The 15,995-nt window shown below is 69.6% G+C and carries 13 protein-coding genes; all 13 read left to right on the forward strand.

Annotated elements, in window-relative coordinates; translation table 11 throughout:
• Window positions 1-24 precede the first annotated feature (24 nt).
• The 13 genes from rplU to OG226_RS32625 all read left to right on the forward strand — a co-directional run bounded on the left by rplU (window position 25) and on the right by OG226_RS32625 (window position 15,788).
• Window positions 25-345 carry a 50S ribosomal protein L21 gene (gene rplU, locus OG226_RS32565; RefSeq protein ID WP_006374708.1) on the forward strand — a complete coding sequence of 107 codons (321 nt, stop codon included), beginning with the start codon at window positions 25-27 and terminating at the stop codon, window positions 343-345.
• A gap of 14 nt (window positions 346-359) precedes the next feature.
• Entirely contained in the window at window positions 360-614 is a 255-nt protein-coding gene (rpmA, locus tag OG226_RS32570; protein ID WP_019063244.1) for a 50S ribosomal protein L27, read from the forward strand.
• A gap of 145 nt (window positions 615-759) precedes the next feature.
• Window positions 760-2,196, forward strand: a complete 1,437-nt coding sequence (obgE, locus tag OG226_RS32575) for a GTPase ObgE (RefSeq protein WP_329350896.1) — start codon at window positions 760-762, stop codon at window positions 2,194-2,196.
• A 329-nt stretch (window positions 2,197-2,525) separates the two neighbouring features.
• Window positions 2,526-4,076 (forward strand): alkaline phosphatase D family protein, encoded by a 1,551-nt coding sequence (locus tag OG226_RS32580; RefSeq protein ID WP_329350897.1) that lies wholly within the window; start codon window positions 2,526-2,528, stop codon window positions 4,074-4,076.
• 97 nt (window positions 4,077-4,173) lie between these two features.
• On the forward strand, window positions 4,174-5,349 hold the full coding sequence (locus OG226_RS32585) for a hypothetical protein (RefSeq protein WP_328683377.1): 1,176 nt from the start codon (window positions 4,174-4,176) through the stop codon (window positions 5,347-5,349).
• 150 nt (window positions 5,350-5,499) lie between these two features.
• Window positions 5,500-6,993 carry a bifunctional cytidylyltransferase/SDR family oxidoreductase gene (locus tag OG226_RS32590; protein ID WP_328683378.1) on the forward strand — a complete coding sequence of 498 codons (1,494 nt, stop codon included), beginning with the start codon at window positions 5,500-5,502 and terminating at the stop codon, window positions 6,991-6,993.
• Window positions 6,994-7,051: 58 nt separating this feature from the next.
• Window positions 7,052-9,094 (forward strand): hypothetical protein, encoded by a 2,043-nt coding sequence (locus OG226_RS32595; RefSeq protein WP_328683379.1) that lies wholly within the window; start codon window positions 7,052-7,054, stop codon window positions 9,092-9,094.
• Window positions 9,095-9,271: 177 nt separating this feature from the next.
• On the forward strand, window positions 9,272-10,462 hold the full coding sequence (locus OG226_RS32600) for a glycosyltransferase family 2 protein (RefSeq protein WP_328683380.1): 1,191 nt from the start codon (window positions 9,272-9,274) through the stop codon (window positions 10,460-10,462).
• Window positions 10,463-10,728: 266 nt separating this feature from the next.
• On the forward strand, window positions 10,729-11,835 hold the full coding sequence (gene proB / locus OG226_RS32605; protein WP_328686497.1) for a glutamate 5-kinase: 1,107 nt from the start codon (window positions 10,729-10,731) through the stop codon (window positions 11,833-11,835).
• Window positions 11,836-12,059: 224 nt separating this feature from the next.
• Window positions 12,060-12,518 carry a hypothetical protein gene (locus OG226_RS32610; protein WP_328686498.1) on the forward strand — a complete coding sequence of 153 codons (459 nt, stop codon included), beginning with the start codon at window positions 12,060-12,062 and terminating at the stop codon, window positions 12,516-12,518.
• Between the two features lie 103 nt (window positions 12,519-12,621).
• The gene (locus tag OG226_RS32615; protein WP_328683381.1) at window positions 12,622-13,908 is read left to right on the forward strand and encodes a glutamate-5-semialdehyde dehydrogenase; all 1,287 of its coding nucleotides are present in this window, start codon (window positions 12,622-12,624) and stop codon (window positions 13,906-13,908) included.
• Between the two features lie 120 nt (window positions 13,909-14,028).
• Window positions 14,029-14,610: an SCO2584 family spore wall biosynthesis protein gene (locus OG226_RS32620; protein WP_328683382.1), complete on the forward strand. Its 582-nt coding sequence runs from the start codon at window positions 14,029-14,031 to the stop codon at window positions 14,608-14,610.
• Between the two features lie 89 nt (window positions 14,611-14,699).
• Window positions 14,700-15,788, forward strand: coding sequence for an SCO2583 family membrane protein (locus OG226_RS32625; RefSeq protein ID WP_328683383.1), 1,089 nt, complete (start codon window positions 14,700-14,702; stop codon window positions 15,786-15,788).
• Window positions 15,789-15,995: the final 207 nt, after the last annotated feature.

Below are 15,995 nucleotides of genomic sequence, written 5' to 3' on the forward strand. Positions count from 1 at the left end.
CCTGAGCTAGAGAGTGAGATCAGCGTGTACGCCATCGTGCGCAGCGGTGGTCGCCAGCACAAGGTTGCTGTCGGCGACATCGTTGAGGTTGACAAGATTTCCACTGCCAAGGTTGGCGACACGGTCGAGCTCTCGACCCTGCTCGTTGTCGACGGCGACGCTGTGACCAGCGACCCGTGGGTGCTGGCCGGCATCAAGGTCCAGGCCGAGATCGTGGACCACCACAAGGGTGTCAAGATCGACATCCTTCGCTACAAGAACAAGACCGGCTACCGCCGTCGTCAGGGCCACCGCCAGCAGTACACGGCGATCAAGGTCACTGAGATCCCCGCGGCTGCGAAGTAAGGGACTGAGGAGAGATGGCACACAAGAAGGGCGCATCGTCCACCCGGAACGGTCGCGACTCCAATGCCCAGCGGCTCGGCGTGAAGCGCTTCGGCGGTCAGGTCGTCAACGCTGGTGAGATCCTGGTCCGCCAGCGCGGCACCCACTTCCACCCCGGTTCGGGCGTCGGCCGTGGCGGCGACGACACGCTGTTCGCGCTGAACGCCGGTGCGGTGGAGTTCGGTACGCACCGTGGCCGCAAGGTCGTGAACATCGTTCCGGTCGCCTGAGACATCAGGTAACCGATCGGAAGCTTTCGCGAGGCGGACCTCACTTCCCTTCCGGGAAGCGGGTCCGCCTTTCGCGTGTTTCTACTGGTAGCGGCACGTAGCTGCGCCCCTAAGACTTTCCTGTACGTAACTGGAGGCACATCCCATGACCACCTTCGTGGACCGCGTCGAGCTGCATGTCGCCGCGGGTAACGGAGGCCACGGCTGTGCCTCCGTCCACCGTGAGAAGTTCAAGCCGCTCGGCGGCCCGGACGGCGGCAACGGTGGAAGGGGTGGCGATGTCACCCTCATCGTCGACCAGTCCGTGACCACGCTGCTCGAATACCACCACTCCCCGCACCGCAAGGCCACCAACGGCAAGCCCGGCGAGGGCGGCAACCGCTCCGGCAAGGACGGCACGGACCTGGTCCTGCCGGTGCCGGACGGCACGGTCGTGATGGACGGCGCGGGCAACGTACTCGCCGACCTGGTCGGCCACGGCACCTCGTACATCGCCGCGCAGGGCGGCCGGGGCGGTCTCGGCAACGCGGCGCTGGCCTCGGCCCGCCGCAAGGCGCCGGGTTTCGCACTCCTCGGTGTCCCCGGTGACCTCCAGGACATCGTCCTGGAGCTGAAGACGGTCGCCGACGTGGCCCTGGTCGGCTACCCGAGCGCCGGCAAGTCCTCGCTGATCTCCGTGCTGAGCGCGGCCAAGCCGAAGATCGCCGACTACCCCTTCACCACCCTGGTCCCGAACCTCGGCGTGGTGACGGCCGGCGAGACGGTCTACACGATCGCCGACGTGCCCGGCCTCATCCCCGGCGCGAGCCAGGGCAAGGGCCTCGGCCTGGAGTTCCTGCGCCACGTGGAGCGCTGCAGCGTGCTCGTGCACGTCCTGGACACGGCGACGCTGGAGTCCGAGCGCGACCCGATCTCCGACCTCGACACGATCGAGGAGGAGCTGAAGCAGTACGGCGGTCTCGACCGGCGTCCGCGCATGGTCGTCCTGAACAAGATCGACGTACCGGACGGCAAGGACCTCGCCGAGATGGTGCGGCCCGACCTGGAGGCACGCGGCTACCGCGTCTTCGAGGTGTCGGCGGTGGCGCACACGGGACTGCGCGAACTCTCCTTCGCACTCGCGGAGTTGATCGCCGCGTCGCGTGCCGCGAAGCCGCAGGAGGAGGCGACCCGGATCGTCATCCGCCCGAAGGCGGTCGACGACAGCGGCTTCACCGTCGTACAGGAGGAGGACGGCCTCTTCCGCGTGCGTGGCGAGAAGCCCGAACGCTGGGTCCGCCAGACCGACTTCAGCAACGACGAGGCCGTCGGCTACCTCGCCGACCGCCTCAACCGCCTCGGCGTGGAGCAGTCCCTGATGAAGGCGGGCGCCCGCTCGGGCGACGGCGTCGCGATCGGCCCCGAGGACAACGCGGTCGTCTTCGACTGGGAGCCGACGGTGATGGCCGGCGCGGAGATGCTCGGCCGGCGTGGCGAGGACCACCGCTTCGAGGCCCCGCGCCCGGCGGCACAGCGGCGCCGCGACAACCAGGCGGAGCGGGACGACGCGACCCAGGAGTTCAACGAGTTCAAGCCGTTCTGAGGGACGGGGCTGGGTTCGGGGGAGTTGGGCTGGGCGCTGAGCGTTCGGCGGGCGGGGTGATCGTGCGGCTCGGCGGGCTGACTGTCCGTCAGGCGTGCCGCCCGCTCGCCCCGCCCCCCAACTCACCCACACCCTCATCCCCCGTCCGGCCTCAAGATCATCTGCTCCCGTAACAAATCTGGCCGAGACCCGTTGCTCCCGGAGTAACGGGTCTCTCGCTGTGCGCTTATTTGTCATGGACGCGATACTTACTGTTCAGCAGGCGGGACTCCGCGCACTGTGAGGCTTCCAAGTGACCCAAGAGGCCAACGTCGCAAGGGAGTTCACCGATGACCGGAGCCGTATCACCCGACCGACGACGTTTTCTCGCGGCCGGGGCGGCGGTGCTGGGGGCCGCCGCTTCCGCTCAGCTCTGGCTGCCGACCTCGGCGCGGGCTGCCGAAACGCCGTTGCCCGACGGGGTGTTCGGTCTCGGCATCGCCTCCGGGGACCCGCTGCCCGACGGCATCGTGCTGTGGACACGGCTCGCCCCGGACCCGCTCAATGGGGGTGGGATGCCGGATCGGGTCGTCCCTGTGGAGTGGGAGATCGCCGAGGACGCGCGGTTCAGAAAGCGCGTACGGCGTGGCATCGCGCCCGCGCGGCCCGAGTACGGGCACAGCGTTCACGTAGATGTACGAGGGCTGCGCCCCGGCCGTGACTACTGGTACCGCTTCCGTGTCGGCGGGCAGCTCTCCGCCACCGGCCGCACCCGTACGGCACCCCACGCGAACAGCTCCGGCGGCCGGCTGCGCGTCGCGCTCGCCTCGTGCCAGAACTGGCAGAACGGCTACTTCACGCCGTACGCCGACATGCTGTCCCAGGACCCCGACTTCGTGCTCTTCGTCGGTGACTACATCTACGAGTCGGCGCCTTCGGGCGGGGGGCCGCGTCGGCATGAGGGGGCCGGGGAGCCGTACAGCCTCGTGCAATATCGCAATCGGTACGCGCAGTACCGGACCGATCCGGATCTGCTGGCCATGCATGCCAACACCCCCTGGGTCGTGACCTTCGACGACCACGAGGTCGACAACGACTGGGCGGGGGAGGTCCCGCAGGACCCCGACAAGCAGTCGCACGACGCGTTCGTCGCACGGCTGACCGCGGCCTTCCAGGCGTACTACGAGCACATGCCGGTGCGCGCGAGCGCCGTGCCGAACGGGCCGCACATCCAGATGTACCGGCGGCTCGAATTCGGCCGCCTGATGCGGCTCAACGTCCTCGACACCCGGCAGTTCCGCAGCGACCAGGCCACCACGCAGGCCGGCGCCGAGGATTCGGCGATGACCATGATGGGCGCCGAACAGAAGGCGTGGCTGCTGCACGGGCTGCGCCACTCGCCCGCCCGCTGGAACGTCATCGCCTCGCAGATCATGATGGCCGAGACGGACATCCTGCTCGGCGCGGGCAAGCAGTGGTTCTACGACGCCTGGGACGGCTACCAGGTCGAACGCAACGCCCTGCTGGAGGACTTCAAGTCGGTCCGCAACCCCGTGGTGCTCAGCGGCGACCGGCACCTCACGATGATCAGCGATCTGAAGGAGGACTTCGCCGATCCGGACTCCGACGTCGTCGGCGCCGAGTTCGTCGGCACGTCCATCTCCAGCAACGGCGACCAGGACCAGGCCGCCTTCCACGCCCAGTGGGACCCGCTGATGGCGGACAACCCGCACTGGAAGGTGATCGACGCCCACCGCGGCTACCACCTGTTCGACATCCGCAAGGACGGCATCGACGCGCAGGTGAGAGTCGTGGACACCGTGCTGAAGCCCGCGGCGACACCGAGCACGTACGCCTCGCTCCGGGTGGAGTCGGACGACCCGGGCGTCAGCGTCGTATAGACATCTGTGAACCCTGTGTGGCGGGAGCCTGGGACTCATCTGTGTCCCAGGCTCCTCTCAGGTCAAACTCAGGAACAACTCTTACCTTCCGTTAACCATGGAGACGGACTGTATTGAGGAAGCGCTGCCCGCCGGGACCCGGCTGCTGCACATCGGCCCGCACAAGACCGGGACCACGGCCATCCAGGGCGCGCTGTTCGCCGCGAAGGACACGATGCCCGCGCACGGCGTCGACTTCCCCGCGCACAGCAGGCACCCGATGGAAGCGGCCCTCGCCGCCTGCGCCCGGCCCGCGATGATGGGCGACACCGTGCCCACCGACAAACACTGGACGCGCCTGCTCGACGCCGTACGGGCCACCGGCGACCGCACCTCGGTGATCAGCAGCGAGTTCTTCGCCGACGCCCAGGACGACGAGACGCTGGCCAGGATCGTGGAGCGGCTCGGCGGCGAGCGCGTGCACATCCTGATCACCCTGCGCCCGCTGGCGCGGATCATGCCCTCGCAGTGGCAGCAGTACGTGCAGAACGGCCTGCGCATGGGCTACGGCGACTGGCTGGAGCACATGCTCCGCAAGGCGCCGTACGAGCAGCCCAACCCCAGCTTCTGGCGGCGGCACCGGCACGACCGGCTGGTCGAGCGCTGGGCCCGGGTCGTGGGTCCCGAGCGGGTGACCGTCGTCGTGGTCGACGACGGCGACCGGGACGGGCTGCTGCGCACCTTCGAGGCGCTGCTCGGGCTGCCCGCGCATCTCCTGCGGCCGGTTCCGGACGCGGCGAACCGTTCTCTCACCCTCGCCGAGACCGAAATGCTGCGGAGGCTCAACGTGGAATTCCGCGGCAATGGACTCCCCGACGAGCTGTATTCCAAGCTCGTGCGCAACGGCGCGGTCATGCATATGAAGAATGCGTGCAGCCCCACTCCGCAGGACGTGAAGATCACCACGCCCCGGTGGGCGATCGAGGCGGCCGGTGCGCTCGGCGCCGAGATGGCCGGGACCATCGCCGCCACGGGCGTACGGGTCGTAGGGGACACGGCACTGCTTTCGGCCGTACCGGAGGCCGGGTCGGAGGCCGCGCGGGAGGTCGCCGGGGTGCCGCGGATCGCTCCCGAAGTGGCCGCGCAGGCGCTCTACGGGGCGCTCGCGGCGGCCGCCTCGGCGCCCGTGCGGCACAGTGCGCCGGCGAAGGCGCGGACGGTCCACCAGACGTCGTCGAAGGAACTGGTACGGGTTCTCGGCCATCGTTGTCTGAAGAAGCTCCGTCGGCGCTGAGTTCCGTCATCGCCTGGTTACCGGCAGTGCAAGATGAATGAAAGGTGTCGCGCACCTATGCGGTGGAGGTCACTCGCCTTGCACTGCGGTAACCGCGAGTGGGACCATTTGCAAGTTCCCCCGTTGCCCCGAGGTAGGTCAAGGTCACCTGTGTCGCACATAGCCAAGCCCCGCACCACCGCAGTGATCCTGGCCGGCGGTACCGGCCAGCGGGTGGGTCTGTCGATCCCCAAGCAGCTGCTGAAGATCGCCGGCAAGGCAGTCATCGAGCACACCCTGACCACCTTCGAGAACGCCGACTCGATCGACGACATCATCGTCCTGATGGCGCCGGGCTACGTCCCGGACATCGAGAAGATCGTCGCCAAGGCCGGCTTCCAGAAGGTCACCCGGATCATCGAGGGCGGCTCGACGCGGAACGAGACCACCGAGCGCGCCATCGCCGCCCTCGGCGAGGGCCTGGCCGAGGGCGAGGACCGCAACGTCCTCTTCCACGACGCCGTGCGCCCCCTGCTCTCGCAGCGCGTGATCGACGACTGTGTGATCGCCCTGGAGCGCTTCCAGGCCGTGGACGTGGCCATCCCGTCCGCCGACACCATCATCGTGACCCGCACGCACGGCGACGACGGCGAGTTCATCACCGAGATCCCCGACCGCTCCCGGCTGCGCCGCGGCCAGACGCCCCAGGCGTTCAAGCTGTCGACGATCCGCCGCGCCTACGAGGTCGCCGCCGGTGACCCCAACTTCCAGGCCACGGACGACTGTTCGGTCGTGCTCAGGTACCTGCCGGACGTGCCGATCCACGTCGTCGCGGGCGACGAGTACAACATGAAGGTCACCCAGCCCGTCGACGTCTTCATCGCCGACAAGCTCTTCCAGCTCGCCTCCACCGCCGCGCCCGAGCAGGTCGACGAGGCCGCCTACCGCGAGCTGCTCACCGGCAAGACGCTGGTCGTCTTCGGCGGCTCGTACGGCATCGGCAAGGACATCGCCGAGGTCGCCGAGGGCTACGGCGCCACGGTGTACGCGCTGGGCCGCTCGACCACCGGCACGCACGTCGAGAACCCCGAGGAGGTCGACGACGCGCTGTCCAAGGCGTACGGCGAGACCGGGCGCATCGACTACGTCATCAACACCGCGGGCGTGCTGCGCATCGGCAAGCTGGCCGAGACGGACAACGCGACGATCGAGGAGGCGCTGAAGGTCAACTACCTGGCGCCCGTGCAGATCGCCCGTTCCGCGTACAAGTACCTGGCCGAGACCAAGGGCCAGCTGCTGCTCTACACCTCCAGCAGCTACACCCGCGGGCGCGCCGAGTACAGCCTGTACTCCTCGACCAAGGCCGCGATGGTGAACCTCACGCAGGCCCTGTCGGACGAGTGGGCCGGCGACGGCATCCGCGTGAACTGCATCAACCCGGAGCGCACCGCCACCCCGATGCGCACCAAGGCCTTCGGCCAGGAGCCCACCGGCACGCTGCTCTCCTCCGAGGCCGTGGCCCGTACCTCGCTCGACGTGCTGCTGTCCGAGCTGACCGGCCATGTCATCGACGTCCGCCAGCAGGACCCGACGGCCGGCGCGGCCAGGGCCTCCGGCTTCGACGCCGCCCTCGCCTCGGTCCTGGACGTCCAGGACGGCGTTTAATCAAGCCTGACTCTGAGCTCCGGTAAATTACTCGAAACCCCCAAGAGCAGGTTTATCAGTGATTTCCACCGCTATTCGCGTGGCCCGGGTGGGCAGCGCGGCTGAGCTGGCCGCCGCCGCCCTGATGGTGCTGGGATACCCGGCCCTCATGCTGGCCGCCCTCATCCCGAGCGTCCCCGCCTTCGCCGCCGCGGCCGTCGTGACGTACGTCGCGGACCACTATCTGCACCGCCAGGCCAGCTACCTGATCAACCGCCTCAGCAAGGTCAGAGCGGGCCTCTCCATCCGCTTCCTGATCCGCCAGCTCCTGCTGATCCTGCTGCTGGCCCGCATGGACCTCTCCGACCACCTGATCTTCTACGGCGCGATCGCCTGCTTCATCGCCTTCTACGGCCTCCAGGCCCCGCACGGCGCCGTCGTCACGCTGATCCGCAACCGCCGCCGGATGCCGGTCGCCACCCGCAACGTCGACCTCGGCTCGCGCATCCACATCCCGGACGCCCCGAAGTTCGGCCTGCTGGAGCGCTCCGCCGAGAAGATGCTCCACCTCGACCTGTTCGCCGTCGTCGGCCTGCTGATCTCCGCACAACTGGACTCGGCCGTCGCCGCCTTCGTCGGCATCGGCGTCACTCTGTTCCTGGGCACCCTCTACGTCGTCGCGCTCCTGCCGTACATAAGGGGTACGAAGATCCCGCCGACCGCCGAGGTCATCCTCGAAGCCGTCGACGACTGGCTGCACGAGTACAAGCCGCAGACGGTGCTGTGCTTCTCCGGCTCCAAGGACTCGGCGTACCAGGTCAACATGTGGCTGGAGACCATGGAGCAGCTGGACACCCGGCCGCTGGTCCTGCTCCGCGAGCGCGTCATACTGCAGAACCTCGCCCCCACCAAGGCCCCCGTCATCTGCGTGCCCGGCGGTGTGCACCTGATGAACATGGACCTGTCGAGCGTGCGCGTCGCCCTGTACGCGGCCAACGTCGGCAAGAACATCCACCTGCTGCGCGTCCCCACCATGAAGCACGTCTTCATCGGCCACGGCGACAGCGACAAGCTGGCCAGCGTCAACCCGTTCAGCAAGGTCTACGACGAGGTGTGGACCGCCGGCCGCGCGGGCCGCGACCGCTACGCCATCGCCGACGTAGGTGTCCGCGACGACGACATCGTCGAGGTCGGCCGCCCCCAACTCGCCCCGATCCAGACCTGGCAGGGCGTGCCCGAGGGGCGTATCCCCACGGTCCTCTACGCCCCCACGTGGGAGGGCTGGGACAACGACCCCGGCAACACCTCCCTCCTGCTGGCCGGCGAGAACATCGTGAAGAAGCTGCTCAAGGCCGACCCGCCGGTCCGCGTCCTGTACAAGCCGCACCCCTTCACCGGCACCGTCAGCTCCGCGGCCGGCTCCGCGCACCGCAAGGTCACCGCGCTGGTCGAGAAGGCCGCGATCGAGCGCGCGAGCGACCCGCGCTTCCAGGCGGACACGGCCGCGCGGACCAAGGGCAAGGCCGACCTGGCCCGCATCGAGGCCCGCATCGCCGAACTGTCGGGCGGCCCCGCCGACAAGGGCGACGAGGCCGAGCTGACCCGTGACGGCGTGGTCGACCTGGCCAAGTACGAGGAGATCGCCCGGCTGCGCGCCGAGTGGAACGACGCGTACTGGACCTCCGTCGGCACCGTCGAGCACCGGGTCATCGCGGGCGCCGAGCCGCGCCTGTACGACTGCTTCAACGTGTCCGACGCGATGGTCTCCGACATCTCCAGCGTGGTCTCCGACTTCATCGCGAGCGGCAAGCCGTACGCGGTCACCGACTCCGCGAAACTGGGCGTGGAGGAGTTCAAGCGGCAGAACACGGCGGTGCGCGCGGCCGTGATCCTCTCCAACAAGGCAACGGAACTGGGCGAGTTGCTCGCGGCCGTCCGCGCCCCGGACGCCGACCCGATGGCCGAGGACCGCAGGGAACTCAAGGAGTACCTGCTCGGTCCCGACGAGCCCACGTCCATCGAGCAGTTCAACACCGCGGTGGCGAACCTCGCGCTCAAGTCCGAGACACGGAACGTCGGGCAGGAGCGGGCGGCGGCGACGGAGGCCGAACTCACGAGCTGACCTGCGTGTGTCAGTACTTGGTCAAGAAGAGCCCGGTTCTTGGGGAGTGATCCTCGAAAACCGGGCTCTTTTGCGTATCCCCTGCTGACGGAAGACAACCGATCCACTCGGTCGGCCGTCTTGTAGATGGCGCTTCAGCAGATACGGGGGAAACACTCCATGGACAAAGGGGAACGCGTGACCGCGACGCAGCCTGATGTGACCGTGGTCGTCGGGGCGTACGAGGCGATGCCGTACCTGGTCGAGTGCCTGCGCTCGGTCGAGGCGCAGACCCTGGACGCGGCCCGCATCGAGGTCATCGCCGTGGACGACGGTTCGACGGACGGCACGGGGGAGTACCTGGAGGAGTTCGCGGCCCGCGCCGCGACCCACGTCACGGTGATCCACCAGGAGAACTCCGGCGGCCCCAGCTCCCCGCGCAACGTCGGCCTCGGCAAGGCGAGCGGGCGCTACGTCTTCTTCCTCGACGCCGACGACCGGCTCGCCCCCGAGGCCCTGGAGCGCATGGTCGCGATGGCCGACCGCAACGGCACGGACGTGGTGCTCGGCAAGGTCGAGGGCATCAACCGCGTCCCGCCCAAGGCGGCGTGGGTCGAGACGCTGGAGCGCACCGACGTCTTCCACTCCAACATCAAGTTCACGCTGAGCGCCCAGAAGCTGTTCCGGCGGGCGCTGTTGGAGCGGCACAGCATGCGGTTCGACGAGTCGCTGTTCACCGGCGAGGACGCGCTGTTCACGATGGAGGCGTACCTGCGGGCCGACGGCGTCTCCGTCATCGCCGACCACACCTGCTACTACCTGGTGGGCCGGGACGACGGCAAACAGGTGACGAAGAGCGGGAGTTACACCCTGCGCTTCGACTCCGCCCGCGCGTTGATGAACCTCATCGCGGAGATGGTCCCGCCGGGCGTGGAGCGCGACAAGCTCATGGTCCGCCCCTTCCTGGTCACCCTGCTCCCGCAGTTCGGCCCGAAGTACGTCAAGGACACCGAGCAGGTACGGCGCCACAAGTTCGAGTTGGCCAAGCCCTTGATGGCGGCCCACTGGACCCCCGAGGTGGCCCTCCGCCTCAAGGTCGACGAACGGCTGCGCCTGCACCTGGTCGCGCGGGAACGTCCCGAACTCCTGCTTGACGTGGTCGAGTTCATCAAGTCGAAGAAGCGGCCCGACGCCGTCTTGGAGAGGGGTGGGCGCCGCGTGTACCTGGCGTATCCCCATTTCCGCTCCGCGTCGGCCGGCCTCGCCGACTCCCTCTACCTGGCCGAACCCCGGGAGGCCCGAGAGGTCAAGGGGTACCGGGAGGGGGCGGTGGGGGTGTTCCTCCGCCGGGTGACGCGGAAAGCGCGTCGGATGCTGAGAGCGGCTTGAGTTCAGAGTGCGGCCCGGTGGGGGCTGGTCGCGCAGTTCCCCGCGCCCCTTAGAAACGCAGGCCGGCCCGTGTTCTTTAGGGGCGCGGGGCTGTGTCGATTTGCGGCTCCGCCGCGTGGGCGCGACCAGCCCCCACCGGCGCGCACCCGGAACTCGACTCATCTGTCCGAGACCTGGACCAAAGTGCACAGGGCAACCCGGTTCGCGTAGATTGCCAGCCCGATCTACCCGAGGGGACGTCGCACGTGGCAGGGGCAAGGCAGGCCGTGACCGAGGCCCGCAGGATCGTCGTCAAGGTGGGTTCCTCCTCACTGACCACCGCGGCCGGCGGCCTGGACGCCGACCGGGTCGACGCGCTCGTCGACGTCCTCGCCAAGAGCCGCAGCGGGGGAGAGAAAGAGGTCGTCCTCGTCTCCTCCGGCGCCATCGCCGCCGGACTCGCCCCGCTCGGACTGCGCCGCCGCCCCAAGGACCTGGCCCGGCAGCAGGCCGCCGCCAGCGTGGGACAGGGCCTCCTCGTGGCGCGCTACACCGCCTCCTTCGCCCGGTACGGCATCCGCGTCGGACAGGTGCTGCTCACCTCCGACGACATGAGCCGCCGCTCCCACCACCGCAACGCCTCCCGCACCCTCGACAAACTCCTCGCCATGGGCGCCCTCCCGATCGTCAACGAGAACGACACCGTCGCCACGGACGAGATCCGCTTCGGCGACAACGACCGGCTCGCCGCCCTCGTCGCCCACCTCGTCCACGCCGACCTGCTGGTCCTCCTCTCCGACATCGACGGCGTCTACGACGGCGACCCCAGCAAGCCGGGCACCTCGCGGGTGGCGGAGGTCCGGGGGCCCGCCGACCTCGCGCACGTCGAGATCGGCAGCGCGGGCAAGGCCGGCGTCGGCACCGGCGGCATGGTCACCAAGGTGGAGGCCGCGCGGATCGCCGCCGCCGCCGGCATCCCCGTCGTACTGACCAGCGCGGTCCACGCGACCGACGCGCTGAGCGGTGGCGACACGGGGACGTACTTCCACGCCACCGGCAAACGTTCCGCTGACCGGCTGCTCTGGCTCCAGCACGCGTCCACCCCGCAGGGCTCGTTGACGCTCGACGACGGTGCCGTACGCGCGGTCGTCCAGCGCCGGATGTCGCTGCTGCCGGCCGGAATCGCCGCCGTCGAGGGCGAGTTCAGCGCGGGCGACCCCGTCGAACTCCGGGACGCCGAAGGGCATCCGGTGGCCCGGGGGCTCGTCAACTTCGACGCGAAGGAGATCCCCCAGCTGATCGGCCGCTCCACCAGGGAACTGGCGCGCGAGTTGGGGCCGTCGTACGAGAGGGAAGTCGTCCACAGGGACGACCTGGTGATCCTGCACCCGTAGAACACGTAGAACCCGTAGAACCGGTAACCCGTAGAACAACCGAACCGTCCGCCACGGGCCCGCGGTCGAAAAGAGCGGGAACGCCCATCCCGTGCGCCAGCCGTGAGGTGGACCTTCCGCAAAAGCGCCACGCGGACGGCTTCGGCCTGCTCAACTTTGCTCAGGGACACATCCGCGCGAGCACCGCAGCTCGCCCCTTGCGTAAGGAGGCCGTCGTGAGACGAGTGCGCCCTGGGGCGGCGGCGTCCCGCGGTGGTGCCATCTCCCGCGCGTCCGGCGAGGAGCGCACGCTGACGAGCGTCGCGGCCGGCGCCCGGTACGAGGGCGAGGAACCCAAGGACCTGCCCCGGCTCTGGCATGTCACCCTCAGCGTCTCCGGCGGCGAGGCCCCGCTGAAGGAGGTACGGCGCGGTCTGGAACAGCTCGCCCACGACCACCCCTTTCTGCTGACCAGCCGCTACGCCAACGACCACGCGGAGATCCGCTACTGGGAAGAGGCCCGCGACCTGCACGACGCGGCAGCCGTGGCGCTGCGCCTGTGGGGCGAGCACCGCCAGACCGCGAAACTGCCGCCGTGGGAGATCGTCGGCCTGGAGGTCATCGACCGCGAGACCTACCACCAGCGCATCTCCGAGGGATACGGCCCGCTGCCCGCGACCCCGGTCGGCGTGCACCCGTTCTGAGACCCTCAGGATCCGTTTTGAGCCGTCTTCGGGGCCTTCCGCGCTTGTCTCGCGGTTTGGGATAGCCGGTGGACGCCCTCGCAGGGCGCACTACCCTTCCCTCATGACCACGCTCTCGCCGTACGACTCCCTGTCCCCGGTCACGCAGGCCGCGTACCGCGCCAAGTCCGCCGCCGCCGACCTCGCGCCGCTGCCGCGCGCCGAGAAGGACGACGCGCTGCTCGCCATCGCGGACGCGCTGGAGGTCCGTACGAGCGAGATCGTCGAGGCCAACGCCAAGGACATCGCCAAGGCCCGCGCGGCCGGCACCAGCGAGACGGTCATCGACCGGCTGACGCTCACTCCCGAGCGCGTGCGTGCCATCGCCTCGGACGTACGGGACGTCGTCGCGCTGCCCGACCCGGTCGGCGAGGTCGTCCGCGGCTCGACCCTCCCGAACGGCATCGACCTGCGCCAGGTCCGCGTCCCCCTCGGCGTCGTCGGCATCATCTACGAGGCCCGCCCGAACGTCACCGTGGACGCGGCGGCGCTCTGCCTCAAGTCCGGGAACGCGGTCCTCCTGCGCGGCTCCGGTTCCGCCTACGAGTCCAACACCGCCCTCGTGCGCGTCATCCGCGACGCCGTCGGCGGCGCCGGACTGCCCGCCGACGCCGTGCAGTTGGTGCCCGGCGAGAACCGCGAGAGCGTCCGCGAACTGATGCGCGCCCGGGGTCTCGTCGACGTGCTCATCCCGCGCGGCGGCGCCTCCCTGATCCAGACCGTCGTCAACGAGTCGACCGTCCCCGTGATCGAGACCGGCGTCGGCAACTGCCACGTCTACGTCGACGCCGACGCCGACCTCGACATGGCGATCGACATCCTGATCAACTCCAAGGCCCAGCGGCCCAGCGTCTGCAACGCCGCCGAGACCCTCCTCGTCCACCAGGACATCGCCCCCGAGTTCCTGCCGCGCGCCCTGGACGCCCTCGCCGAGGCCGGCGTCACCGTGCACGCCGACGAGCGCGTGCTCGCCTACGCCAAGGACTCCGAGGCCACGGTCGTCGAGGCCACCCCGGAGGACTGGGACACCGAGTACCTCTCCTACGACATCGCCGCCGCCGTCGTCGACTCGCTCGACAAGGCCGTCCAGCACATCCGGCTGTGGAGCTCCGGCCACACCGAGGCGATCGTCACCGGCTCCCAGCAGGCCGCCCGCCGCTTCACCCAGCTGGTCGACTCCACCACCGTCGCGGTCAACGCCTCGACGCGCTTCACGGACGGCAGCCAGTTCGGCTTCGGCGCGGAGATCGGCATCTCCACCCAGAAGCTGCACGCACGGGGCCCGATGGGCCTGCCGGAGCTGACGAGCACCAAGTACATCGTCACGGGCGACGGGCACATCCGCCGCTGAGGCCCCGCCGTCCGGCATATGCGGCGGGCATAACGGCTCGTCGGGGGAGAGGCGTCTCACCCAACGGATGAATTTCCCTACCGCCTGCCCAAATTGCCCCCCCAGGTCTACTCTGGAGAGGTGCCGGAGGACGTGGGGGGCAGGCCGTTTCCCGACGGCGGGGAGCCCGACGACGACCACGACCGCGGAATGTCGGACGAAGAGTTCGCATCCGTGGTCTTCGACGAGGCCTTCATACGGGCGGCCGTAGTACACGAGCCGACCGCCGTCGAGCGCCTCCTGGCCGCCGCGCAGGCAAGAGCCGAGGCCTCCGAGGCCGAAGCCCGCCGTGCGCAGCACGGCAGACGCGGACGAGGCGAGAACGATCCGTTCGAGGACGCCTACGGACGTGAATTCGGCCATGATCCGGAACTCGACGACCTGGACGACCCCGATGTCGTCGAGGGCCGCTACGGCGCTCCGGGCACCTACGGCAAACAGGTCCGCTGGCACCGCCCCGTCGCCTGGCTGCTCGCCGTCGTGATGGGCATCGGCATGGTCGCCCTGGCTTTCTCGGCGGTCTACCGCGGCGCCTCCTCGGGCGGCAGGGACCGCGTCCCGCCCCCGGCCTCCACCGGCGTGGAACAGGGCACGGCGGCGGCTCCCTCCGCTTCCGCCGACAACTCCCAGCCACCGCTGTCCGCCGTACCGCGCACGCCCTGAGCACGCTGTGAGCGGCGCGGTGAGAACCTGTCAGAACTTGTCGTGTACCAGGGCGTTTACCTGAGGCTCCAGAGACCTACTCTGAAAGTATGGGCGGTCCAGGAGACCCACCTGAGGGCACGCCCGAGGGCGCTCCCGGTGGTGGTGAGGACGAGTACCGATCCGTCGTCTTCGACGAGTCGTTCGTCCGCGCTGCCCGCCTCCAGGAGTTCTCCGCGCAGGAGCGCCTGGCCGACCACGCCCCCGCCGTCCGCCGCCGCCCGGCCCTGCGCCGCGGTCTCTCCCGCCAGGCCCTGATCCTGGTCATGCTGATCGCCGTCGCCTTCGGCACCGCGATCTACATGGGCGTACGGCACCCCTACACGACCCCCACGGCCCAGCAGCCCGTCGAACCGCTCCGGATGACCGTCATCCCGCTGTCCCCCCAGGGCAAGGTGCCGGGGGCGGCCGACGCCGAGGACCTCTACGCGCACAGCCCGGCCGCGCAGTTCAGCGTCGGCGCCGAGGGCGTCCCGCTGCCGGCCGCGCGGCGCACCGCGCACTTCTCGGACAGCCAGGTCATCGCCGCCCTGAGCACCGCCAAGGACTACATCGTGGAGTCCTCGCTCTACCCGGCGGTCCTCACCGGCGGACAGATCCGCCCCGCGCGCGTCCTCGTCGACCCGGAGCAACTCGACCAGTTCGACCAGAGTTTCGAGCACCCGACCGCCGACGGCCGGCACGAGCCCACCGGATGGCTGGTTCGCTTCGACCCGTCACGTGTCCAGCTGGCCGACCGCAAGATCCGCGTCCAGGGCACCCTGGCGGCCACCGAGATCGACTCGTCCACCCTCGAAGTCACCGCCGACGGAACCTTCGTCTACGCGCTACGGCCCACCGGCACGACGGCCTCGGCCGGCTCCGGCGAGCAGGCCCAGGTGTCCCTGTTCACCGTCCGCCGCGAACTCCACTTCCGCTTCGACCGCGACGACCTGCGCATGCACCAGGCCCAGCTCGTCGTCTCCTACGTCCAGGCCGGGCCCCTGTCCTGCGCCGAGGACTCCGTGACCCACCTGCGCCCCCTGCTCGCCGGCCAGACCGCCAAGGCGGGCGGCCCGGCCGGCACGGACCCGTACGCGACGGGCAGCGCGACGGCGCTCTGCGGATCACTGGCGACGGACGCGCAACCGAAGGTGTGAGTTTCGTTATTTTCGGCTCCGGGGACGGTGGCCCCGGAAAGGGCTTCCCGAGTGGGGCGGCTTCGCACGCGGGACGGCTCTCCGGGTGGGGCGGTGTCCCGGATGGGCGGCAAGGTGTGGGCGTGAGCTCGGGCCGGCCGCGTGGCCGTGGTCGCGGGCGAGCGCGGTGCACCCGGACCGGCCGCGCGGTCGGCCGGGGTGCACCCG

Source organism: Streptomyces sp. NBC_01261 (assembly GCF_036226385.1).
Lineage (GTDB): Bacteria > Actinomycetota > Actinomycetes > Streptomycetales > Streptomycetaceae > Streptomyces.

Excerpts from the sequence above, each read along its gene's own strand:
- rpmA (WP_019063244.1), top strand. The coding sequence starts at position 360 with ATGGCACACAAGAAGGGCGCATCGTCCACCCGGAACGGTCGCGACTCC.
- OG226_RS32615 (WP_328683381.1), top strand. The coding sequence starts at position 12,622 with ATGACCACGCTCTCGCCGTACGACTCCCTGTCCCCGGTCACGCAGGCC.
- OG226_RS32580 (WP_329350897.1), top strand. The coding sequence starts at position 2,526 with ATGACCGGAGCCGTATCACCCGACCGACGACGTTTTCTCGCGGCCGGG.
- OG226_RS32585 (WP_328683377.1), top strand. The coding sequence starts at position 4,174 with ATGGAGACGGACTGTATTGAGGAAGCGCTGCCCGCCGGGACCCGGCTG.
- OG226_RS32625 (WP_328683383.1), top strand. The coding sequence starts at position 14,700 with ATGGGCGGTCCAGGAGACCCACCTGAGGGCACGCCCGAGGGCGCTCCC.
- obgE (WP_329350896.1), top strand. The coding sequence starts at position 760 with ATGACCACCTTCGTGGACCGCGTCGAGCTGCATGTCGCCGCGGGTAAC.